The 21,182-nt window shown below is 63.7% G+C and carries 21 protein-coding genes; 6 read left to right on the top strand and 15 right to left on the bottom strand.

The genetic code is table 11. The features are described from left to right. Positions 1-59: 59 nt before the first annotated feature. The 5 genes from VKT51_00710 to VKT51_00690 are packed head-to-tail and all read right to left on the bottom strand — an operon-like array spanning position 60 to position 2,632. Complete coding sequence (locus tag VKT51_00710; GenBank protein HLJ82678.1) at positions 60-455, bottom strand: VOC family protein; 396 nt, start codon at positions 453-455, stop codon at positions 60-62. Between the two features lie 21 nt (positions 456-476). Continuing rightward, on the bottom strand, positions 477-1,523 hold the full coding sequence (locus VKT51_00705; GenBank protein HLJ82677.1) for a 2-dehydropantoate 2-reductase: 1,047 nt from the start codon (positions 1,521-1,523) through the stop codon (positions 477-479). Positions 1,524-1,530: 7 nt separating this feature from the next. Beyond that, positions 1,531-1,992, bottom strand: a complete 462-nt coding sequence (gene dut / locus VKT51_00700) for a dUTP diphosphatase (GenBank protein ID HLJ82676.1) — start codon at positions 1,990-1,992, stop codon at positions 1,531-1,533. After that, positions 1,989-2,441, bottom strand: coding sequence for a transcriptional regulator NrdR (nrdR, locus tag VKT51_00695; protein HLJ82675.1), 453 nt, complete (start codon positions 2,439-2,441; stop codon positions 1,989-1,991). Before nrdR ends, dut begins: the two co-directional genes overlap by 4 nt. A 44-nt stretch (positions 2,442-2,485) precedes the next feature. Further along, positions 2,486-2,632 carry a DUF5679 domain-containing protein gene (locus VKT51_00690; protein ID HLJ82674.1) on the bottom strand — a complete coding sequence of 49 codons (147 nt, stop codon included), beginning with the start codon at positions 2,630-2,632 and terminating at the stop codon, positions 2,486-2,488. An 88-nt stretch (positions 2,633-2,720) separates the two neighbouring features. Between VKT51_00690 and VKT51_00685 the strand changes: the two genes are divergently transcribed. The 4 genes from VKT51_00685 to argS all read left to right on the top strand — a co-directional run bounded on the left by VKT51_00685 (position 2,721) and on the right by argS (position 6,876). After that, positions 2,721-3,413, top strand: a complete 693-nt coding sequence (locus tag VKT51_00685; protein ID HLJ82673.1) for an HAD-IA family hydrolase — start codon at positions 2,721-2,723, stop codon at positions 3,411-3,413. A gap of 162 nt (positions 3,414-3,575) precedes the next feature. Beyond that, entirely contained in the window at positions 3,576-4,700 is a 1,125-nt protein-coding gene (dprA, locus tag VKT51_00680) for a DNA-processing protein DprA (protein HLJ82672.1), read from the top strand. Then, positions 4,697-5,137 (top strand): 23S rRNA (pseudouridine(1915)-N(3))-methyltransferase RlmH, encoded by a 441-nt coding sequence (locus VKT51_00675; protein ID HLJ82671.1) that lies wholly within the window; start codon positions 4,697-4,699, stop codon positions 5,135-5,137. The genes dprA and VKT51_00675 overlap by 4 nt, the downstream gene beginning before the upstream one ends. A gap of 44 nt (positions 5,138-5,181) precedes the next feature. After that, positions 5,182-6,876, top strand: coding sequence for an arginine--tRNA ligase (gene argS / locus VKT51_00670; protein ID HLJ82670.1), 1,695 nt, complete (start codon positions 5,182-5,184; stop codon positions 6,874-6,876). Between the two features lie 2 nt (positions 6,877-6,878). Here the strand turns inward: argS and VKT51_00665 are convergent, their stop codons facing one another. The 5 genes from VKT51_00665 to VKT51_00645 all read right to left on the bottom strand — a co-directional run bounded on the left by VKT51_00665 (position 6,879) and on the right by VKT51_00645 (position 10,945). Further along, entirely contained in the window at positions 6,879-7,961 is a 1,083-nt protein-coding gene (locus VKT51_00665; GenBank protein HLJ82669.1) for an AI-2E family transporter, read from the bottom strand. Beyond that, positions 7,958-8,437 (bottom strand): GNAT family N-acetyltransferase, encoded by a 480-nt coding sequence (locus VKT51_00660; GenBank protein HLJ82668.1) that lies wholly within the window; start codon positions 8,435-8,437, stop codon positions 7,958-7,960. The genes VKT51_00665 and VKT51_00660 overlap by 4 nt, the downstream gene beginning before the upstream one ends. Next, positions 8,434-9,258 carry an IclR family transcriptional regulator gene (locus VKT51_00655; protein HLJ82667.1) on the bottom strand — a complete coding sequence of 275 codons (825 nt, stop codon included), beginning with the start codon at positions 9,256-9,258 and terminating at the stop codon, positions 8,434-8,436. Before VKT51_00655 ends, VKT51_00660 begins: the two co-directional genes overlap by 4 nt. A 75-nt stretch (positions 9,259-9,333) precedes the next feature. Then, on the bottom strand, positions 9,334-10,521 hold the full coding sequence (locus tag VKT51_00650; GenBank protein ID HLJ82666.1) for a M48 family metallopeptidase: 1,188 nt from the start codon (positions 10,519-10,521) through the stop codon (positions 9,334-9,336). 49 nt (positions 10,522-10,570) lie between these two features. Beyond that, positions 10,571-10,945, bottom strand: coding sequence for a helix-turn-helix transcriptional regulator (locus VKT51_00645; GenBank protein HLJ82665.1), 375 nt, complete (start codon positions 10,943-10,945; stop codon positions 10,571-10,573). A 516-nt stretch (positions 10,946-11,461) separates the two neighbouring features. Between VKT51_00645 and VKT51_00640 the strand changes: the two genes are divergently transcribed. Together VKT51_00640 and VKT51_00635 are read left to right on the top strand one after the other, a co-directional pair. Continuing rightward, positions 11,462-14,575, top strand: coding sequence for a hypothetical protein (locus VKT51_00640; protein HLJ82664.1), 3,114 nt, complete (start codon positions 11,462-11,464; stop codon positions 14,573-14,575). Then, entirely contained in the window at positions 14,575-15,153 is a 579-nt protein-coding gene (locus tag VKT51_00635) for a hydrolase (protein ID HLJ82663.1), read from the top strand. The genes VKT51_00640 and VKT51_00635 overlap by 1 nt, the downstream gene beginning before the upstream one ends. Positions 15,154-15,280: 127 nt before the next feature. Here the strand turns inward: VKT51_00635 and VKT51_00630 are convergent, their stop codons facing one another. From VKT51_00630 to gltX, 5 genes are all read right to left on the bottom strand, one after another. Next, positions 15,281-16,381 carry a type IV pilus twitching motility protein PilT gene (locus tag VKT51_00630; protein ID HLJ82662.1) on the bottom strand — a complete coding sequence of 367 codons (1,101 nt, stop codon included), beginning with the start codon at positions 16,379-16,381 and terminating at the stop codon, positions 15,281-15,283. Positions 16,382-16,503: 122 nt separating this feature from the next. Next, positions 16,504-16,965, bottom strand: coding sequence for a cupin domain-containing protein (locus VKT51_00625; GenBank protein HLJ82661.1), 462 nt, complete (start codon positions 16,963-16,965; stop codon positions 16,504-16,506). Positions 16,966-17,048: 83 nt separating this feature from the next. Continuing rightward, the gene (locus VKT51_00620) at positions 17,049-18,326 is read right to left on the bottom strand and encodes a GGDEF domain-containing protein (GenBank protein HLJ82660.1); all 1,278 of its coding nucleotides are present in this window, start codon (positions 18,324-18,326) and stop codon (positions 17,049-17,051) included. Then, the gene (glmU, locus tag VKT51_00615) at positions 18,323-19,669 is read right to left on the bottom strand and encodes a bifunctional UDP-N-acetylglucosamine diphosphorylase/glucosamine-1-phosphate N-acetyltransferase GlmU (protein HLJ82659.1); all 1,347 of its coding nucleotides are present in this window, start codon (positions 19,667-19,669) and stop codon (positions 18,323-18,325) included. The genes VKT51_00620 and glmU overlap by 4 nt, the downstream gene beginning before the upstream one ends. Beyond that, a complete protein-coding gene (gene gltX, locus VKT51_00610) occupies positions 19,666-21,141 on the bottom strand; it encodes a glutamate--tRNA ligase (protein HLJ82658.1) in 1,476 nt (491 codons plus the stop codon). Before gltX ends, glmU begins: the two co-directional genes overlap by 4 nt. Positions 21,142-21,182 lie beyond the last annotated feature (41 nt).

The following is a 21,182-nucleotide window of genomic DNA, read 5'->3' as shown; positions in this document are numbered from 1 at the left end:
TAACAGCCCAAAGTCACTTCGGTCCGAAGAAATATCACTCCCCGGCCTTGAGCGTGGTCTTAGCGCTTCTTGCGCGGCTTCGGAGCGAGCGCGGAGAGCTCCCATCGATAGCCGTCGGGATCATGGAACCACAACCCGAGGTTCGGCGAACCCGGCGCTTCGGGTCCGATCTCGTCGCCTGGATCTTCTAAATCCACTTTCTTGCGTTTAAGCTCTGCGAGTGCGGCGCGCAGCGCGGCTTTGCTCTTCACGTGGAACGAGATGTGATCGATCGTCTTGGGACTGGGCTTGCCCCGCATGAGCACGAGCGCCACCGCGTCGTTGCCGACGACGACGCCGCCGGGAAATTCGAACTCTTTGCGGAGGTTGAGTTTCTTGGTCCAGAACTGCGCGCTACGTTTGGGGTTTGTCACGGCGATGCAGATGTGGCCGAACGTGCCGAGCGTCAACGGCATAACAGATTCCCTTTCGAAGGCTTACAGGTTGGTCCGCGCGGCTTCGATATCGGCCTGCAGCTTGTCCGGCTGCGCGCGGTACAAACCACGATCGATGGAGCCGGCCGCGATGCCGTCCAAGATCTTCGTCACCACGGCGTTGGCCGGCGCACGCATGCGGACCGCGGCCGCGCGCACCGCGACCGCGCCGTTAAGCCAGTCGACTTCCACGCGTCGCCGCCCGGACCTCACGTCGAGTAGCAGCGACGGTAGTTTGCCGGCTCGCGCGCGGGAGACGCGGCTCGCCATGAACATCCGCAAGATAGCGCTCGGCAGCGAACTGACCGCCCAAGCGAGTTGCGGCGCCGGCAGATCGATGAGCGGAACCGGCGTGACGCCGCTTGCCCGCATGACATCGACTGCTTCGCGCAACGATTCGCGTTCGATCGAAAACGCGATCGGATCGGCGTAGACTTGCGCCGGCGTCATGTCGAGCGCCGCACAGACGGCGTTCGCAGTGAGGTTGACGAGCAGCTTCGACCATTTCAACGCGCGCCAGTCGTCGGCAGCGCGCACGGGAAGGCCCGAATTCGAAAATGCGGCGATGACCCAGTTGTTCGCCGCGCTGCCGACCGGCGCAAGTGATAGGCCGCCCTTCGACGGGGCTTCGATTGTCGTCTCATCGACGCGATCCACGGGCACGGTCAGCGCGCCGGCGAGCACGCGGTCGGCGCCGAAACGCGATGCCAACACCTCTTCATTGCCCAGTCCGTTCTGCACGGTGAGCAGCGTCGACTGATCGCACGCGCCGATCGAGGCGATCGACTCCGCCGCACCGTCGGTGGAAAATGACTTGACGGCAACGATGGCGAGTTCGAACGGATCCCGCAGCCGTGCGTCGTCGACAGACGCGGCTGCGCCGACCGCGATGGGCCACTCCCCGCCTGCGCTGCGCAGCGTGACGCCGCGCTGGTTGATGATATCGCGGGCATCTGCACGCGCGAACAGCACCGCATCGTGGCCCGCCATCGCGAGCCGCGCGGCGAAGTACTGGCCGACTGCGCCGGCGCCGACGATCAGACAGCGCATCCGGCCTCTACATCCCCGTGGAGCCGAAGCCGCCGCGCGCACGCGGCGTCTCGTCAAGTTCGTTCGCGACGTCGAACGAAACGCGCTCAACGCGCGCGATGACCATCTGCGCGATGCGGTCGCCGCGCCTCACCTGATATGGCTCGCGCCCGTGGTTGACGAGGATGACGCCCACGGGTCCGCGATAGTCCGCGTCGATCGTGCCGGGCGAATTGAGACACGTCACGCCGTGGCGCAGCGCGAGACCGCTGCGCGGCCGCACTTGCGCTTCGAGTCCGCGCGGCAGCGCGATCGCAAAACCGGCGGGCACGAGCGCGCGATCGCCGGGAAGCAGCAACAGCGGCTCGTCGATCGCGGCGCAAAGATCGCAGCCCGCGGCGTCGGGCGTCATGTACGCGGGCAACGGCAAGCCCGCGCCTTCCGGCAACACGAGGATGCGCGCCGATGCGGCCGCGTCGTATGAGCTCATTCGCCGCCCGACGAGAGTTCGGCGATCTCGGCTTGAAACGAGCTCAGGTCCTCGAACGATCGATAGACCGACGCGAAGCGGATGTATGCGACCTTGTCGAGTTTCTTCAGCGCGTCCATCAGCAATTCGCCTACGAGCGACGACGGATATTCGTTTTCGCCGCGCGCGTGCAATTCGCGCAGAACACCGTCGGCTGTCTCTTGCATCGCCGTCTCCGACACCGGACGTTTTTCGCACGCGCGGCGCAAACCAGCGAGCAGCTTTTCGCGGCTATACGGTTCGCGCCGGCCATCTTTTTTGACGATGAAAAGGCGCGCGGCCTCGATCCGCTCGTAGGTGGTGAAGCGATGCCGGCAAGCAAAACATTCTCGGCGCCGTCGGATGGCGCTCTCGTCGTCGCGGCTGTCGATGACCCGCGTCTCGCCGACGCGGCATAGTGGGCAGAGCATGGACTAGCGCGCGGCCGAGGGCCGCGCACGACCAGTCGTTGAAGTTACGAAGATGCGCCGATCTTGAAGAGTTTGGTGGAACAGTCGGGGCACGATCCTTGGACGGCGGGGCGGCCGTTCTTCATCGTGACTTGCGTGGGGTTCTTGATCTCTTTTTTGGCTTTGCATTTGACGCAGTAGGCTTCGGGCATCGGGTTGCTCCTTTGCACGCGCTACGGACCCGTTGATTAGGGGACCACCCCACGCCGCTGCGAACAAATGGACGTGGAGAAACGGGACGTGCGCGCAGTCTTCTTCGACGCGGGCTACACGCTCCTCTGTATGGAGCCCGATCAGGAGACGCTGTTTTTGCGGACATGCAAGCGGATCGATGTCGAAATAGATACGAGCAGATTGACGGCGGCCGTCAAACGCGCGAATCTATTGCTTGGGCCAAAACCCGCAAACGCAGTAGCCGTACCGTTTTCCCAAGATTCCGTCGACAAGTTTTGGATCGACTACCATCGCGAAGTGCTCGCCGGTTGCGCATCCCACAGCGGCGCCGCCGATCGCGCCGAAGACGTCTACCGCACGTTTGCTGCCGCTTTGGACTGGCGCGTCTACGACGATGTTAGGGGTTTGTTGAGGTCGCTTCGCGCGCGCGGACTGATGCTCGGGGTCATCTCGAACTGGACCGGCGATCTCGATGATGTGCTGCATCGGGTCGACTTGCGCGAACATTTCGATTTCGTCCTCGATTCGGCGCACGTCGGATTTGAAAAGCCGCACGCCGATATTTTCTTGGAAGCGCTGCGCCGTGCGGGCTGCGCCCCGCATCACGCGCTGCATGTGGGCGACTCTCCCGAACATGATGTGGTCGGCGCGCTCGCCAGCGGTCTGCATGCAGTGCTGCTTGACCGCCACGATCGTCACGCTTCCTTTACCCGCTCGCCCCGCATCCGCTCCCTCGCCGACGTAGAACAATTCATGTAGGGCGGACCTTTATGGTCCGCCTCGTTTAAATGTAGGGCGGACCTATACGGTCCGCCTCGTTCAAATGTGGGGCGGACCTTTACGGTCCGCCTCGTTCAAATGTGGGGCGGACCTTTATGGTCCGCCTCGGCACGCATCGCTTGCCGCGTATCCAAACCGCGCGTGATACCGATCGTCGTGACTGACGATTTCGAACTCGGCTGGCTCCTCGCGGTTGCGGGCGCCGCTGTCTGGGCGCCGCGGCCGATCGCTGCGTGGATCGCCGCTCTTGGAAGCGCTCGGGAAGTCGTGGCGCACGTCAAGTCTGGCGAGCCGCCGCCCGACGGCATCGAGCCGTTGCCGCGCGAAGCACGTTTGCGGCTCGCCGCATTAGATGATGAATCCGCGCGTTGTGCTCTCGACGCGGCGCGCGCGAGCGGGGCGCACATCCTCACACGCGATGACCAACGATATCCGTCACGACTGCGCGATTTGTGCGATGCACCGCTCGTACTTTATTGTCTCGGCGACGCGACGGCAACGGAAGGACGCGCCATCGCGATCGTGGGCAGCCGCGCCGCCACTTTGTACGGCCGTTCCGTCTCCGCGCAATTTGCGCGCGATGGCGTCGCCCACGGCGCCGCCATCATCTCAGGCTTAGCGCGGGGCGTGGATGCGGCGGCACATACGAGCGCGGTCGACAGCGGCGGACGGACGGTCGCCGTCATCGGCTCCGGTGTCAGTGCACTCTATCCGCAATATCATTCGCTGCTCGCCGACGACATCGTCGCCGCGGGCGGCGCGGTGTTCTCCGAGTTTCCGCCCGCGATGAAGGCGCGCGCGTTTCATTTCCCCATGCGCAACCGCATCGTCGCGGCGCTGGCCGATGCGACGATCGTCACCGAAGCGGCGAGCCGGAGCGGCGCGCTCATCACCGCGCGGCTCGCCGACGAATTCGGGAGGCACGTCTTCGCCGTGCCCGGCGACATCGATCGGCCGACAAGCGCGGGAACGAACGCGCTCATCAAAGATGGCGTGATGGCCGCGACAAGCATGTCCGACGTCGCCGACACGCTTGGATGGAGCGCGTCACAGCCCAGCGATGCAACGCCGTGCGATGCCCTCGTCGCGATCATGCAGACGCGGCCGTTCGACGTCGACGAATTGTCTGAGGTCACGGGGCTTCCGGTGGCGGAGCTCGCGGCGCGGCTCACGCTGCTCGAACTGCGCGGCGATGTGGAGCGCCGCTCGGGCAGCACGTACGCAGCGGTGGCGCGCCGCCGGCCGAAGAACAACGCGTCACGATGAACGTTGACCTCATCGCGGTCGGCAAGATCCGGGAAGCATATGTGCGCGAAGGATGCGCGCTCTACATCACTCGCCTTGAACCGCTGCTTCCGGTCCGAACGGTCGAAGTCAAAGCGTCGACGATGGCTGAGGAAGGCGCTGCGCTCCTGAAGCGCTGCCCTGAAGGCTCCGCGGTCTGGGCGCTCGATCGATCCGGTCGAGAATTGTCATCCGAATCGTTGGCGCGCCGCCTGCGATCAATCGAGCGAACCGGAGCACGCCGGTTCGCGCTCGTCATCGGCGGAGCGGACGGACTCGCGCAGGGCGTCCTCGCGCGCGCCGATTTCGTCTGGTCGCTCTCGCAGCTGACGCTTCTTCACGAGATGGCGCGGCTTGTCGTGCTCGAGCAATTGTATCGCGCCGTGAAGATCAATCGCGGCGAGCCGTACCACCGCTGACGCCAAGCGAGGGGCTTTCGGTACTGCACGCCAACTAAAAGCATATGCGCAGCCGCCATCTCGCGAAACTCGCCGCCATTGAAAGTGGATTGTCTGCGCGCGTCGCGGCGGTCGGCGCCGCTTTGGGCGCGGATCACGCTCCGCCGCCTTCCGTTTCACTTGGACCCACGCGCGACCCGGCACACGGCGACTACGCGACGGCCGTCGCGCTCGCCGCCGCAAAGGCGTGGAAGCGAAACCCCATGGAAATCGCCGAAGCGATCGCGCGTGACGGCGCCAAGGACTTACCGGGCATTGATAAACTCGAGCCTGCAAAGCCCGGCTTTCTCAACCTGCGCATGTCGCCTGATTACTTCCGCGACATCGTGCGCGACGCGCTTGAGCGCGGCGACGACTTCGGGGCGTCGGATGCGCTCGCCGACTATGGCCCGCTGCTCATCGAATTCACGTCTGCAAATCCAACCGGACCGCTCAACGTGGTGCAGGGCCGCTCGGGTTCGCTCGGTTCCACGCTCGTCGCGCTCTTTCGGCGTTCAGGAGCGAAGACCGAATCGGAAACGTACGTCAACGATGCCGGCAACCAGCTCGACATCCTGGCGGAATCGTTGTACGCGCGCTACGCAACGCTGTGCGGCGTCGACACTCCGCTGCCGGAAGAAGGCTACGAAGGCGAATTTCTCGTCGACATCGCGCTGACCCTCAAACAGCGCGACGGCGATCGCTGGCTCCGGGCAAACCCCGACGAGCGGGTCAAGGCGCTCGGCAAGTTCGCGCGCGATATCATCGTCGAAGGTCAGCGGCAAGACATGGAGCGTTTCGGCGTCCACTTCGACCATTGGACGTCGGAAGCGGCGCTGCACGCTGCGGGTGAGATCGACTCGGTTCTTCGCGAGCTGACGGCAAGCAGCCATGCCTACGAAAAGGATGGCGCGCTTTTTCTGCGGACGACGGAGTTCGGCGACGAAAAGGATCGGGTACTTCGGCGCAGCGACGGACGCCCGACGTATCTCGCAGCCGACGCGGCGTATCATCGCGACAAGTTGCGCCGCGGCAATCGCCGCCTGATCGACGTGCTCGGACCGGACCATCACGGCTATATCGCGCGCTTGAACGCACTCGTCGCGGCGCTTGGCCATCCCGGATCGCTTGAAGTCCTGCTGGCGCAATACGTCACGCTGAAGCGCGGCGACGAAGTCGTCAAGATGAGCAAGCGGGCCGGCAACTTCGTCACACTCGCCGAAGTTATGGATGAGGTCGGCGTTGACGCGGCGCGCTTTTTCTTCATCAATCGCGCGCCGGAATCGCACCTCGTCTTCGATCTCGAGCTCGCGCTGGAGCAGTCCGCGAAGAACCCGGTCTACTACGTGCAGTATGGCCATGCACGCATCGCTTCGATCCTGCGCAAGGCGGACTCAGATCAACATCGCGCGGCGCTTGAGCGCGCTCGACACGGATCGGATCTGGTTGGGCTAAGCCATCCCGCCGAATTCGCGTTGATCTCGCGCATCGCCGACTTCGAGCGCACCGTGGTTGAAGCCGCGAAGGCACGCGCGCCGCATCGTCTCGCAGAATATACGCGCGATCTCGCTACCGGCTTCCACGCATTCTATACCGATTGCATCGTATTGAGCGACGACCCGGTCACGACGAGCGCGCGCCTATCCCTTTGCATCGTTACGAAGACCACGATCGCATCGGCGTTAAAGCTGCTCGGAGTCTCGGCGCCGGACCAAATGTGAATCTAGGCGCTGGTTTCGGGCAGGCCCGTGATCCACGGATGGATCCACAGATTCCACGCGATCTTTATCAGCGCGGCGGCTGGAATCGCGAGCACGAGACCCCACACGCCGAATAGCTCGCCGCCGGCAAAGATCGCGAAGATCACTGCCATGGGCGAGACGCCGACGCTTTCACCCATCACCTTCGGGACCAAGATTATGTCGGCGATCTTCGAGATGATCGCGATAGCCGCGGCCGTGATGATCGCCATGGTCCAACCCTGCAGTGATCCGAGCATAACCCCGAGCGCGATGGCGACGATGAGACCGAGGAACGGCAGCGCATAGAGCACGCCGGTCAGCACGCCAAGCAAGAGCGCGTATTGCGATCCAGCGATCGTCAACACGACCCACGTGGTGATGCCGACGAACAAGCATAACACGATCTGGCCGAATACGAATCCCCCGACCACGCGCGAGATTTCGCGGGCGATCTTCGAGGCCGCAGCTCTATGGCGTCCGGGGAACAAGCTATAGATGGACTCGCGTATTTCTTCGCTGTGCGTCAAGAAGAAGAATGAAAGCACGACTGCGGTGACGCCGACGACGATGGCGCTCGCGAGTCCCAATAGCGCATTGCCGGCCCGCGCGACGATATTGTTGATGCCCGCCGTGAGCTGCGCCAGCAAATTGGTTTCGATGGCTTGCAATTGCGCCGGAAGGACGCGGTTTCCGAGATGGGAAGCGATCCAGTCCTGGGTGGAGTTCGCGGCGCCTTGCAGTGAGATCGTCAGGTCGCCGCTGTTCACAAAAAACGTCTGCAGCTGGGCGACCGTGTCCGGCACGACGACGAAGAAGAGCGCGAGCACCGCTAACGTCACCACGATGTAGACGACAGCGACCGCGGCGATGCGTGGGATACGAGTGCTGAGACGCCGCACGATCGGATTGATGCCGTACGCGATGAGCGTGGCGACGATGAACACCTCGACCGTGAGCGGGATGCGCGACAGCGCATACAACACGATCGCCGCCAACGCGATGACACCGGCCGCACGCCATACGCGCGGCCAATTCGGCGTTGACGCTGAAGCAGCCGGACTCACGAAGCGGCCGGTTCGACGCGTTTGGTCAGCACGAGGCGCTCGTCCGTGAAACCAAAGCGCCGATACAAAGCCCGCGCCGGCGCGTTATCCGCCGTGACCATGAGGCTGAGATGCGGCAACCCGAGGCTGCGCGCCTCTTGTTCCGCCGCCGCCAAGAGTTTCGCCGCCGCGCCGCGCCGCCGGGCGGCAGGCTCAACCGCCATGAACGCGACGAACGCCTGCGGCGCTTGCGTGACGTCGTCGGGTATATCGGTCACGAGCAACAGAAAGCCGACCGGAATGCCTTCGGACTCCGCGATGAGCGTCACCGTTTTCGGGCGCTCTTCGCAAAACGCGAGCAGCCGGTGAAAGGCTCGGGCAGTCGTGTCGGCGTCTGCCGGACGGATCGCGGACACGCCGCTGTGCGCGGTTTCGGCTCCCAACGCTTCGACGAAACGCCGATCGCCGGAGCGCGCGTGCCGGACGCCGATCGTCAACGCGCTTGGATGGGTTCGGGCGCAAAGCCCAAGCGGGCGGAGAGCTTGTGGCCGCTGTCGAGCAGATCGGGGAGCACGGTGTCGACGCGCGAGTCGCTTAGTCGTGCCGCTGGACCGGATACGCTCAGACTCGCAACGACTTGTCCTGACGCATCGCGCACCGGCACGGCGACGCAGCGGACGCCTTCTTCGTGCTCTTCGTCGTCGCGCGCGTAGCCGAGCGCGCGGACTTGCTCGAGCTCACGGAATAGTTCGGCCGAATCTGTGACCGTCTTCGGCGTGCGCGGCGCCATGCCGTAGCGGCGCAAGATCCCTTCAACGACTTCGCGCGGCAAGAACGCCAACAACGCCTTGCCGCTGCCGGTCGAATGCGCGGGCAAACGATTGCCGATCTGCGTGAACATGCGCAGGATGCGCGCCGATTGCGCTTGATCGATGTATACGACTTCGCCGTCATCGAGCACCGCGAGATTGGCGCTTTCGCCGCTCATCTGCATCAGCCGCTGCAGAAATGGGCGCGCTTCGAGCCGCAGGCTGAAGCGCTGGCGCATGTCGTTGCCCATCTGCAGCGCGCGGAAGCCAAGGGAATATTTTCTATTCTGCCGGTTCTGCTTGACGTAGCCTCGCGTGATGAGCGTGCCGAGCAGCCGGTGGACCGTGGCAAGCGGCAAGCCGACGACCTGGCTGATCTCCACCAAGCCGACTTCGGAACCGAACTCGACAAGCGCTTCGAGGATGTCGAGCGTGCGCTCTACCGATTGGACGCCGGTTCTCTCGCGTTTGACAGAGTCGCCCGACGCGTCCTGAGATGGCTTTCGCATGCGTTACCGCCGGCTTAGCACCGGATGAAAGTTTTTGGGATGCGGAAAAATCCTAGCACTAATGGCGAAATGATGTCAAGGGCCGACGGTCGTCGACGTGCCGCCGCGTTCGTGTTCGAGCGCGTACTCGATTCGCTCGTCGAGCGGCGGGTGGTCGTAGAAATACCAGACCGCGAGCGCCGGGGGATGCAGGCTCGACAGATTCTCGGTTCCCAAGCGAGCAAACGCTCGCACTCCGGCGTCGCCGAGCGCGGTATGTTCGGCCGCGAAGACGTCCGCGGCGTGTTCGATGCCGCGCGAGATCGCATTGGACACCGGTGCGACGACGAGCGACAAGGCGATGAGGAACGCCCCGAGCAGCGGCAGCGAGGCAGGATCGGAGAGCGCGGTCGATCCGCGAGGTCCATGCCTGAGCTTGAGCGGCAGCACGAACGCGACGAGCGCGATCAACCCGAGGCTGCCGAGCCACGCATAGAGCGAACCCCACCAGAGATGATGCAGTTTGTAGTGCCCCATCTCGTGCGCCACGACGTAGAGCACTTCATCGGGTTTGAGATCGCGCAGCATCGTGTCACCGATCGCGATACGTTCGAACGAGCCGATGCCCGCGACATACGCGTTGCCTTCGTTGGTCTGCCGGCTCATGTCGTATTCGTAGACGACCGATGCCGCGATGCCGTTGCGTGCGGCCATCGCAAGGATCGAGCGCGAGAGCGGCGAGTCCGGCAGCGGCACGTAGTGGTTGAAGAGCGGCGTCACGAACACCGGGAAGATCGCGTTGCTGAATAGGATGAGCGGCGCGGCAAGCACGGCCGCCACGACGGGCCACGCCCTTGCGCGGCGCGCGACCAGGCGCACGAAGCCTGCCCCGATCGCGGCTCCGATCACCGTGGTCAATGCGAGATCTTTCGCCCAATCCGAGATCCAGACGGAAAACGGCGCATCGCTCAAGCCGAAGCGGTGTGGAAGCGCATAGCCGCCGTACCAGGCGAACGGCAAGAGCGCGATCGAGAAGCCCAGCAGCGTGAGAAACGTGAAAGCGGCGGCCGAGAAAAACGGCAGGCGGATGCGGCGATCGCACGCAGCCGCAAGACGCGCTGCGGTGCCCGATTGCCAGAACCAGACGAGCAAAGCGAGTTCGAAGGCGGCGATGATGAAGTACAGCGGCCGGCCGATCGCGGCGATTTCGTACGCAAGCGCTTGGCGAGCCGGCGGATAGATGCTGTCGACAAGCCGTGCGACATCGGGCGTGAACGTGACCATGTGTCGGGCCATTCTGTAGGAGGGCAAGCATCGCTTGCCCCGTCCGAAACTACCGCTTCGTCGATGCGACGGTTTGCAGCGTCGAGCCTGTGATCATGACTCGGCCGACCGCTGTCTTCGCAGGCGCGCGGGTGACCTTGATTTCGACATCTCTTTTCAGCCTGGTGAGAAGCTGGACGATCTTGTCAATCGTGAAACCCCGCGTATCACCGCGCAGAAGTCGTGAAACCTTCGGCTGGGTTAGTCCGATCATCCTCGCTGCTTCGACTTGTGAGAGATTTTGGGCTTTGATTGCCCCGGCGAGCGCAACCACCAAGCGTGCTTTGGCAAAAACGACGTCCGCATCGGGCAAATTCAATTCTGCAAAGACGTTTTTGCCTGCGCGGATAACCCGATTCTCCCTGCTCTTAACCACCTTCTTCATACCGCTCCCTCGCAAACTTTATCCGGCCTTCAATCATTTCGAGATGACGCCTCGGAGTTCTGGAGCCTTTCTTTGATTTCTTAATAAACGCGTGGAGGACGCAAACCATACTGCCAAAATCAGCCGTGTAAACGACTCGAAATGCTTGCCCCGTCGAGCGTACGGATATCTCATGAGCCTCTCGAAGCGTCCCCTTCATCCGCTTTGCGTCCGGATGTTTTTCGCCAGTTTGGGCTTAGACGAGCGCCTGACCGATCAACGCTCCGGATTCGTGCGGTTAGGTTCCACGTCGCCTCCTCACTATACCATAAAGGGTATATATCGACAAGCCACCTGGAGGCTCAATCGTCAACTTTGTTAGCTCACGCAGCCGGCTCGTTTGGGCTAGCACCGGCGCCCTCTGGATTGAAGCGAGCGACGCCGCAAGGCGAATCATAAAAGGTCCGCCCTACATCGACGCCGCAAGCATCGGTACGGAATCTCTTCCACATCGCTCATGCATGATGGAGTGCGCCCATGCGTCTAGGTCCGATCTTCCTGGCCTTCGCCATTGCGGTCGCCGCGAGCGCGACGCAAAAGGCGTCGGCGGCGCCGCTGCCATACGCGTCGCTCTCGTGGCGCTCCATCGGACCGGCGATCTCGGGCGGCCGCGTGGGAGCGGTCGTCGGCAGCGACACGAATCCTTTCCTCTACTATGTGGGGAGCGCGGGCGGCGGCGTCTATAAGACGGTCGATGGCGGAGCGCACTGGCAATCGGTCTTCGACTCGCAAGACGTCGCCTCGATCGGCGCCATCGCGATCGCTCCGGGAAACGGCAACGAAGTCTGGGTCGGAACCGGTGAGGCGAACCCGCGCAACGACGTCGCGGCCGGAGACGGGCTGTATCACTCGCTCGACGGCGGCAAGACGTGGCAGCGCGTGGACCTGCACGGAACATCGCAGATCGCGAAGATCATCGTGGATCCGCACAACGTGAACGTCGTGATCGTCGCGGCACTCGGCGACCCCTTCCACGACAGTTCGGATCGCGGCGTCTACCGCACATCAGATGGCGGAAAGACGTGGTCGAAGACGCTCTACCTCGGTCCGCGCAGCGGTGCATCAGACCTTGCGATGGACCCGAAATCGTCGAGCATCGTCTATGCCGGCATGTGGCAGTACTCGCGCGTCTCGTGGGATCTCGAGAGCGGCGGTCCGTTGGATGGGCTCTTCAAATCCACGGACGGCGGATTGACCTGGACAAAACTTGAGGGACACGGCCTGCCGGATGGTCTGCAAGGCCGCGTCGGCGTTGCGATCGCGCCAAGCGATTCGCAGCGCGTGTACGCGCTGATCCAATCCAAGCAAGGCATCCTGTGGCGCTCGACCGACGGCGGCAGCACGTGGCAGCTCGTCTCCACCGATACCGAAGCGAATCAGCGGCCGTTTTACTACACGCATCTTTACGTCGACCCAACAAACGCCGATCATCTCTTCGCAGTTTCGGTCGACCTCGTCGAGAGCAAAGACGGCGGGAAGACATGGGCCGTCAGTGATCAAGCGGTTCACGGCGATCATCATGACATCTGGTGGGCAGCCGACGGCGAACGCATCATCAATGGCAACGACGGCGGCGTCGCGATCTCGCAGGACGCGGGCGCATCCTGGGAGTGGCGCAATAATTTCGCGATCGGACAGGCGTACCACGTCGGCTACAGCCGCGACATCCCGTATCAAGTCTGCGGCGGTTTGCAGGACAACGGTTCTTGGTGCGCGCCCAACGTCGGCGCATGGGGCAGTTCGATCGAAACGCGCGATTGGGTCAGCGTCGGCGGAGGAGATGGCACGTGGGTGTGGCCGGATCCGTCGGACCCGTATCTTGTCTGGAATGCGGCAGGCGGCGGCAATAGTGCAGGCGAGCTGTCGATCTTCGACGTGCGTTCGAATCAGAGCTGGGATATCACCCCGTATTTGCGCGACACCAATGCGCGCGAGATCGCATCCCTTCCTTATCGCTTCAATTGGGAAGCGCCGATCGCGTTTTCACCGCAAGATCCGCACACCGCGTACTTCGGCGGCAACGTCTTGCTGCGCAGCAACGACCGCGGCTATCATTGGACGCCGATCAGCCCGGATCTCACGCTCAATGTGAAATCGCACCAGCAAGTCTCCGGCGGTCCGATCACCCTCGACGTCACCGGCGCCGAATTTTCCGACACCATTCTTTCCATTGCGCCGTCGCCGCTGCAAGCCGGTTTGATCTGGGTCGGCACCGACGACGGTGTCGTGCAGATCACGCGCGACGGCGGGCGCAATTGGTCGAACGTCAGCATCACGGGCATCGGGCCGTGGGGCCGGATCGACTCACTTGACGCGTCGCGCTTCTCGCGCGGCGCGGCGTACGCGGTTATCGATCGGCATTTCGCCGGCGACCCGAGGCCGTACGTCTTCGCGACCGCGGACTTCGGCAAGACGTGGCGCTCGATCTCGAGCGGACTCCCCAGTGACGAGTACGCGCACGTCGTGCGCGAGGATCCGGTCAACAGTCAGGTGCTTTATGCCGGCCTTGAAGAGAGCATCTGGATCTCCTTCGATGCGGGTGCGCACTGGCAAAGTCTGCAGCTCTCGATGCCCACCGCATCCGTGCGCGACATCCAGATCCAGCCGGACTTCGACGATCTGCTCATCGCGACGCACGGCCGGTCGTTCTGGATTCTCGACGACCTCGCGGCGCTGCAGGGCCTCACAGCCGCGCAATCCGCCGGCCAGCCGACGTTCTTCCGCGTGCGCGACGCATACTTGTTCTACACGTTTGCCGGCCAGACAGAAAGCGGCGGATCGAGCGCGTTCCAGGGGACCGATCCCGACTACGGCGCGCTCCTCACGTACTATCAGGCGTCCCCTTCGAGCGGCACGCCGAGCCTGCAGATCATCGCACCCGGCGGGCACGTCGTACGTACGATCTCGGGGACGCACGATTCAGACGGTAAACAGGTCTCAAACGTGCCCAATGCCGCGGGCGTCAATCGCATCGCGTGGGATCTCGCCTCCGACCCGCCGGTCAAGTGGAACGGCGCACCCAAGTGGAATCGCGGATTTGGCCAAGGTCCGAGCGTCGTGCCCGGCACGTACGAAGCGCGGCTGACTCTCGGCGGAAAGACGTATTCGCAGTCCGTCGTGGTGAAAGCGGACCCGCGCGCTCCGTGGACGCACCAGGAGCTCGTGGCGAACCGCGCGTTTGCAGTCGCGATGTACGATGATTTTTCTGCCGTCGACAGCGATCTGAACGGACTGGATTCGATCGAAAAGCAGCTGAACGAACGCCGGTCGGCGGCGGGCTCAAACGCCGGGCTCGTATCGCGCATCGACGCGGTCCGGGCTACGTTGGACAAACTTCGAAGCTCGTTGAGCTCGAATCCGCAAGGCGATCAGGACGACGACTTCATCACCGACAGCCTGCGCGAACGACAGCAATCGCTCATGTTCCTGATCAGCTTCGCGCCGCCGACTGCTGCGCAGCTGGCGGAACAGTCGGTGCTGCATCAACTGTTCCTCGCCACCGATCAATCGTACCGTTCGTTCATCGCCAACGATATCGGCGGCTTGAACGCTGCGATGGGCGGCGCGCATCTCGCGCCGATCAAACTTTGATGGCCGAACTCGAACTCGATCCCCGGACGGCGCTGGTCGTGATCGATTTGCAAAAAGGCATCGCAGGCCGGCCGGCGGCGCACCCGGTCGAAGGCATCGTGGCGAACGCCGCACGGCTCGCGGACGCGTTCAGAAAAGCAGCGCTGCCGGTCGTGCTCGTGAATGTGACCTTCTCGCCGGATTCTGCAGACCGGTTGAATCCGCGCGCCGACGCGCCGCAGCCGTCTATGTCGTTGCCGCCCGATTTCGCCGAACTCATCCCGGAACTAGGCGCGCAGCCCGGCGACATCCGGATCACGAAGCGCCAATGGGGCGCTTTCTACGGCACGGAGCTCGATCTGCAGCTGCGCCGCCGCGGCGTCACGGGCATCGTACTGTGCGGAATCTCTACAAGCATCGGCGTGGAATCAACGGCGCGCTCGGCGTTCGAGCACGGCTATCAGCTCGCATTTGCGAGCGACGCGATGACCGACTTCAAGGAGCTGTCGCACAATCACAGTCTGGAGCATATCTTTGCGCGCATCGGTCAAGTGCGCACGACTGATGAAATTATTGCGGCGCTCTCAGACCTCCATTGACGATTGAAGGGGCGTTTGAAGGGGCCGACGCCAGTCGGCCCTAGCTAAAATAACGAAAACCTGGGCCGACTGACGTCGGCCCCTTCAAGAAATAGCCCCTTCAAAAAGTTAACGGCGTGCGCGTATTCTAGCGGGTGATCGCGGAGCGCCGCTCGCCGAGCGGCACCGCGCCCAGCATGCGCTGTAACTCGTCGGCGTGCGTCGCCTTGAGCATCGCGGTCTCCATCGCAACCGTTCCCGACTGCACGAGTTGCGCGAGGTGCCGGTCTAACGACTGAATGCCTTCGGGCGTGCCGGTCTGCAACAGGTCCGCGAGCTGCGCCGTCTTGTTCTCCCGGATCATCGCGCGCACGGCCGGCGTGCCGAGCAGCACTTCCATCGCGCAGACACGGCCGCTGCCGTCGGCGCGCATCACAAGTGCCTGCGAGAAAACCGCCTCGATCACGCTTGCAAGCTGCACGCGCACCTGATCCTGCTGCTCGAACGGGAACACGTCGACGATCCTGTTGACTGAGTCGGATGCAGAGAGCGTGTGCAGTGTCGCGAGCACGAGATGCCCGGTCTCAGCGGCGCCGAGCGACAACGCGATCGATTCGAGGTCGCGCATCTCGCCGATGAGAATCACGTCGGGATCTTGACGTAGCGTCGCGCGGATCGCATCGGCGTAGGTCTTGCAATCTTTTCCGATCTCGCGCTGCGTGATATACGCCTTCGCGCTCTCGTGCACGAATTCGATCGGCTCTTCTATCGTCACGATGCGCAGGCTGCGCGAACGGTTCAGGTATTCGACGATGCCGGCAAGCGTCGTGGATTTGCCCGCACCGGTCGGGCCCGTGACGAGCACGAGTCCATGCGGCTTAGTGGCTACCTCGGCGACGACCGGCGGCAGCAAAAGATCTTCAAGACGCGGCGGCTGGAACGGGATGACTCGGAACTCAGCGTTCAGCCGATCGCGTTCGTACGAGACGTGCACGCGAAAGCGCGCTACCCCGAGGAAGTCGCAGGCGAAATCTATCTGGCGATTCCGCTCGAGCAGCTCCGATTGTTCGGCGGTGAACATCGGGGCGAGCAACGAACGCGCGTCGTCGGCGGAAACTTTCGGCATCTCGAGCGGAACAAGTTCGCCGAAGCGGCGCACGATCGGCGGACAGCCGACGATGAGATGCAGATCGGACGCATCCATCTCGACAACGCTCATCAAGAGCTCGCCGACAGACTGCGAAAACATGCGCCCCTAGTTCCGCGCCGATCAGCGCCGTTCCCGTGCTCGGTCCTCGTCGTAGGGCAAGCATCGCTTGCCCCGCGCCGCGTAATAGGGCAAGCGATGCTTGCCCTATTACGGGTGACGTTCTAGTGGCTGCCGCCCATCGCGTCCGTCTTCATCGCGAACGGGCCGGTGCCGTTGACCTGCACCACCGTATCGCCCTTCGCCATCGCGTAGTGCCACAGGTGAGCGGGCAGCACGGCATACGAGCCGGCCGGGAGCGCCACGAGCTTCGTCGAGTCGAAAGTGTCGCCGATGCCCGCCATGAACGTTCCCGATATGATCGTCAGGCGTTCGGTGTCGTCATGATAGTGCGCCGGAAATTTCGTGCCGTCCGGAATATTGAGGCGAATGGTGAACGGCCCCGGTTTGGTCGGATCGCCGTCGAGCACCATCACGCCCACGGTCGAAGGAATCTGTCCGGTCCCAGGCATCCAGTGCATCGAGTCCGGAGTGAAGATGGACGGTTTGAGCATCGAGCTTGCGAATGCCACGGTGCCGCCGGCGAGCAATGCTGCCGCTGCAACGGCGAATGCGAACTGCTTCATCGAAACTCTCCTCAAAGTGGAATCGGAGTCTGCAGTGGTGCAGCCTCGATCGTCCGCTTCCGGGGGTTTGGGAATGGAGCCTCTTAGCGCCGGGAAATCGGACCCTCGCCCGGGAGCGGCTGCCGGCGCGGCAACGCGCGGCCGAGATTGAAGGCCACCTGGTTGCGCCCGCCGCGCTTGGCTTCGTACATACGCGCGTCTGCCGCTTCAAGCAGCCGCCCCGCCGCCTGCGGCGAATCGGTCGCGACGTCGTTCGGATAGTGCGACACGCCGATGGAGAGCGTCACCCGGGCGCCGTCGGCAGCCGCAATGCCGAGATGCGACGCGAAATTCGTCAGCTCGACGCGCGCGCGAAGACCCTCGGCGAGCTTGATCGCTTCTTCCTTGCGCCGATCGAGGAGCGCGATGCAAAATTCGTCGCCGCCGTTGCGGCCGGCGAATCCGTGATGTGTCGTCGCGGTCTCGCTGAAGATGTCCGCAAGCGCGCGGAGCAGTTTGTCGCCTGCGGCATGACCGAATGAGTCGTTCCAGAGTTTGAAATTATCAGTGTCGATGAAGAACAGCGCAAGATCGCGGCTCGCGAACTTGTCGGCAAAACGGCGGCCGTCCACTTCGTCGCGCAGGCGCTGACGGAACGCCGCGGGGGTCAACAATCGGGTCAGCGCATCGGTGTTCGACGCATGACGCAAACTGTCGGCGAAGCGCGCGCGCTGCAGCGCGTCGGACGCGAGGCGGCCGACGGTTTCGACGGTCAGCACGTCGCCTTCCGTCAAGGGTTGGTCCTTCGCACGCTCCACGTACAGCACGCCGACGATCTCAAGCTGGCGGCCGGAACCGCGGTCGCGCGTCAACGGCACGGCGAGCGCCCAGACGCGATCGCGGCTGCCCGCGACCGGTCCCACGCCGGACTTCGCCGCCTCCGGATCACGAGCAAGATCCACGACTTTGGGGATGTACGCGGGTTCGGGCCCGACGATCGCCGTGCACGCGTGGTCGCGTACCCAATGCACGATCGTGGCGCCTTCGTAGGCCTCTCCGTCGCGCAAGTAACCGGCGTAACCCGTGCCGGACTTTGCGCCGAGCACGAGTCTGCCATCCTCGTTGAAAAAGCAGAGCTGGACGTCAGCCGGCACGAGTCTGTTGAGGCGATCCAGAATGCGCGTGCAGGTCGCCGCAGTGGATTCGGTGGCGACATCCGTAAGCTCGGGCGCAACCGTCTCAAGCAGATAGAAACGCTGTTCGGCTTGTTTCGCGCGCTGATCGAGCGCGCGAAGCCGCCCGGTTTGACGACGCCAGAGCACGGCCCAGATCGCCGCGAGGACGACGGCGACGGCCCAGCCGATATAGGCGATCGGGTTCACTTCGGTTTTTTAGGAAGTGGTTTCGCCGGATTGCCGGCGACACGCTCTCCCGCGGGCACATCGTGCGTGACGACGGCGCCCGCTCCGGTCAGCGCGCCGCTGCCGATCGTTATCGGTGCGACGAGCGACGAATTCGACCCGATGAACGCACCCTCGCCGATCGACGTCGGATGCTTCTCTTTTCCATCCCAGTTGCACGTGATGGTGCCCGCGCCGATGTTGGCGCCGGCGCCGATCGTCGCATCGCCGAGATACGAGAGATGACCCGCTTTCGCGCCGCGGCCCATCTTCGTTTTCTTCAATTCCACGAAATTGCCGATGTGCGCCCCGTCTTGCACGTCGGTTCCCATCCGCAGATGCGCGAACGGACCGATGCTGACGCCGCGGCCCAACCGCGTCTCTTCGATCACGGACCAGCGCACCGTGCAGCCTTCACCGACTTCGGCGTTGCACAGCTGCGAGCATGGACCGAGCTTTGTGCCGCGCGCGATGGAAGACGTGCCGAGAACGTGCGTCTGTGGGAAGATCGTGACATCTGGTTCGAGCCGCACGCCGATATCGACATACGTGGTCGCCGGATCCACGACCGTGACGCCGGCGAGCATGTGTTCCGTAAGAATGCGCGACTGCATGACGGCGCGCGCCGCTGCCAGTTCGGCGCGGTTGTTCACGCCCATCACGAGACGCGGATCGTCGCACTCGACGGTCTCGATGCGGCCGCCCTCCGCCGCTATGCCGGCGATGCAATCGGTGAGATAGAGCTCGCCCTGCGCGTTGTTGGGCTTCAGAAGCGCGAGCTGATTGCGCAGCGCCTTGGAATGAAAGCAATAGACGCCGGCATTCACTTCGTCGATCCGGCGCTGTTCCTCGGTGCAATCGGTATTCTCCACGATGCTTTTGACGATGCCACCCTCGCGGATGATACGACCGAAATTCGTGGGGAGTGTTACACGGGCGGTGACGAACGTGAGCTGCGCCTGTGCGGCGTGCCGCGCCGCGACCACCGCCTCGAGCAGACTGCTCGGCACGAGCGGCATATCGGCGCTCACGATCAGCACCGGCTTATCATCGCCCGAGAGGGAGGCCATCGCCATCTGGACGGCGTGACCGGTGCCGTTTTGCGGCTCTTGCAGAATAAAGGCGACGCCGAGCGCTTTGCACGTCTCGATCAAATCGGCGTTGACGACCACGGTCAAATCCTTGGCGTTCGCCGCGCGCGCTGTCGCGAGCACGTGGTCGAGCATCGACCGTCCGCAGATCTCGTGCAGCACTTTCGGCGTCGCGCTCTTCATGCGCGTGCCCTTGCCGGCCGCGAGCACGATCGCCCGCGCGTCGATGCTCACGAACGCGGCGCCGGGGTGAGCGCGAGCCGATGCAGGAGCGCGTCGATGCGCGCGAGCGCGACATCGCGACCGAGAATGGATGTGACCTCGAATATGCCCGGACTCACCGCCTGACCGGTGAGCGCGACGCGCAGCGGATGGATGTACGTGGCGGCCTTTGTGCCTTTCGCTTCGGCGAGACCGCGGATCGCCGCTTCAACGCCGGCTGGATTGAAATCGTCGGCGGTGGCGAGCGCATCGCGCACCGCAGTAAGCCGTTCGGATGTCTCCGCCGCGGCGCAATGTTTGCTGAGAGCTTCCGGCGTCGGCTCGGGCGGATCGGTTTCGAAGAAGTACGCGCCTTGCTCGACGATGTCCGCGATCGTGTGGACGCGCTCTGCAAGCAGCGCCGTGACGCGCGCGACGTGCGCCGCGTCTGTGCGCGCAGCATTCGGACGCAGCACGGGCAGCAGCGCCGCCACCATGCGCGCGAGATCTGCCGGCGCGACCCCCTTCATATACTCTTTGTTCATCCAGGCGAGCTTGGCCGGATCGAAAATCGCGGGGTGCTTGACGACGCCGGCAAGCGTGAAATCGCGGATCATCTCTTCGATGGACAGTATCTCGCGGTTATCGCCCGGCGACCAGCCCAAGAGCGCGAGAAAATTCACGAGCGCTTGCGGCAAGAAGCCCATGGTCTCATAGTCGTTGACGAATGTGGCGCCGTCACGCTTCGAGAGTTTGCGCCGCTGCTCGTTGAGGATGATCGGGATGTGCGCAAACGACGGCGGTTGCCATCCGAGCGCCTCGTAGATCAAGAGCTGCTTGGGCGTGTTCGCGAGATGCTCTTCGCCCCGGATCACGTGCGTGATGCGCATACTATGGTCATCGGAGACAACGGCGAAATTGTACAGCGCGCCGCCGTCGCGCTTGACCACGACGAAGTCCGGCACGGTGCCCGGCGGAAACGTGACGTCTCCTCGTATGAGATCGACGACGGTGATCGCGCGCGTGGGGTCCACGGCCATACGCAGTGCGGCCGGTTCGCCCGCAGCCATCCGTTCGAGCCGCACCGCGGATTCGAGCGCGCGGCACGGGCACGATGCCGCGGTGCGATCCGCGGTGCCGGTTTCGCTCGATTGCGTTTCGGGTTCGGCGTCGGAACAAAAACACTCGTAGACGTGTCCGGATGCGCGCAATTTGTCTGCGGCGTCGCGATAAAGCGCCTGACGCTCGCTCTGACGGTACGGCCCGAACGCGCCGCTGATGTCCGGTCCCTCATCCCATGTCAGGCCGAGCCAACGCATGCCGTCGAAGATGCCGCGCTCGAACTCGTCGCGGTTGCGCGCGGTATCGGTGTCCTCCACGCGCAAGACGAAGTCGCCGCCGTTGTGCCGCGCGAAAAGCCAATTGAAGAGCGCCGTGCGCGCTCCGCCGACGTGCAGATATCCGGTGGGGCTCGGCGCAAAGCGCACGCGGATCTTATCGGCCATGAGTTCTCGTCGTTCCCGTCGCGCTCGTCGTTCCTGTCGTT

Source organism: Candidatus Eremiobacteraceae bacterium (genome assembly GCA_035295225.1).
Lineage (GTDB): Bacteria > Vulcanimicrobiota > Vulcanimicrobiia > Eremiobacterales > Eremiobacteraceae > JABCYQ01.
The sequence above is the reverse complement of the archived record's forward strand: the minus strand, read 5'-3'. Positions and strand labels throughout refer to the sequence as shown.